Raw genomic sequence first — 1,596 nt, 5'->3', positions numbered from 1 at the left:
GGCACAGTTGCATAAGTCCGTGGCAATATAATCATGTTATCCAAAGATTATGGACGCTCTGAACATAAAGAAAGGTAAATCCTGCACACCGCGTAGTTGTGCTCTAAAGCCTTTCAACTTAGAGTTAAGAGATTCAGCATGAGCATTGGTTGATCTGTTTATGAAGTAATTTAGTACTTCTTCTTCCTTGTACTTGATGGCATCCCTTGCAGCCTTTACTTCACGCAACGTACAAGCTGAAACCTTCTGATACCACTCATGCAGTTGAACCTTCGCAGTACCCCGGTCGATAGACTTGTTGCTAAACACGCTTCTTAGGCTACAAATCAAAGTATATGCTTCCTTTATCTTTGGGAACATCCTGAAAAGTATCTTTGCACGTGTTTTCTGCCTGTCAGTCCATTTTTCACCACTCACACTCAGCAGATACTTGCTTCTTGTCAGTAGTTCTATGACAGTTTCGCCATTGGCAAGCATGGTTGGCCTGAAGCGTTTGTTCAACCTCTGTGGCTTGCGTCCCCGCTTCTTGCCTTTGTATTTCTTTGGATGTTTCTTGCGGTAGTATTTACGGCTCTTTACCAGCTGTTCAAGTTTCTTTTTGAACATGGCCTTCTCCTTGTTTTGTGCTTTCTGTGCTTCTCGTTTAGCTTTGAGGCGGAGTTCATCCACTGCTTCGATACAACGCTTGACGATATGGAAGCAGTCAATGACTATGGCTGCATTAGGAAAGGCTTCTGTGACGACAGCAAACATGCTGTCAGAGAAGTCCATGGTAACTTCCTCGACCAGCTCTCGCTGTTCCTGCGGTATCTGCATAAGAACATTGATAATGTCTGAGGCCTTAGTGCCTTTTACAGCTGCTATTAAGGTGTGACGTTTGCCATGCCCTTCTTTGTTGGTCAAGAATGTCATCAGGTCCTTGTGAAGCATGGTCTCGTCAATGCCCAGCCGTTTGCCTATGTTCTTAGGATGCAGCACCCAGTCCTCTGCATGACTGGCTTGTTCCCAATTACGGAAACCGCTCAGATGATCCTTGTAAGCACGCTCCAGGTTATTGCCATCTACCTTAAAGTATAGCCCCAGCGAGCGGGCCGTTATCGGGTAGGTATCCAAATATTTTTTTTAAGACATCAGCAAACTCCTTAGAGTAGCTGGTGTTATCAGCAAGCAACGAGTACCTGTCAAGGATTATGTTTCTGCCTTCTGCCGTTAACCATCTGCGACGTCTGACATGAAGAACGACCTTGTGATCACGGATAGGAAAGTCGTTAACCTGACGGCTTTCCGTGAAACCATTGGGCTTAAGGTCGTGCCACTCTTCTTCCCGTGCATCTTTTTCGTCAAGATAGATGTGAAGAAGGACGCGCTCATTACCAGTCTCTTCAATAATGCCAGTGTGGTCTTCGTTAACGGCTGTAACGTCGAAGAACTCAAGTATGCCTTTGGGAAGAAGGTAACTTGCCAGAATCTTATAGTCAAATGCTGATTGCTTACTCATGAGTGCAAAGGTAATGCTTCTTATAAACATTTAAGCATTAAACAAGAAAATATAGACCTATACTACAAAAATAAGCCACGGATATTTGCAACTGTGCC

The 1,596-nt window shown here is 44.4% G+C and carries 2 protein-coding genes; both read right to left on the bottom strand.

Going from position 1 to position 1,596, the window contains the following annotated elements; genetic code table 11:
• Positions 1–36 precede the first annotated feature (36 nt).
• A complete protein-coding gene (locus DW862_RS26585) occupies positions 37–978 on the bottom strand; it encodes a transposase (protein ID WP_243636528.1) in 942 nt (313 codons plus the stop codon).
• A gap of 88 nt (positions 979–1,066) precedes the next feature.
• On the bottom strand, positions 1,067–1,498 hold the full coding sequence (locus tag DW862_RS26580; RefSeq protein ID WP_229084594.1) for a hypothetical protein: 432 nt from the start codon (positions 1,496–1,498) through the stop codon (positions 1,067–1,069).
• Positions 1,499–1,596: the final 98 nt, after the last annotated feature.

The organism is Bacteroides sp. AM37-9 (assembly GCF_003603455.1).
In the GTDB taxonomy this organism is placed as follows: Bacteria; Bacteroidota; Bacteroidia; order Bacteroidales; family Bacteroidaceae; genus Bacteroides; species Bacteroides xylanisolvens.
The sequence above is the reverse complement of the archived record's forward strand: the minus strand, read 5'-3'. Positions and strand labels throughout refer to the sequence as shown.

Coding starts and splice junctions, on each gene's coding strand:
- DW862_RS26580 (WP_229084594.1), bottom strand. CDS start 1,498: ATGAGTAAGCAATCAGCATTTGACTATAAGATTCTGGCAAGTTACCTT.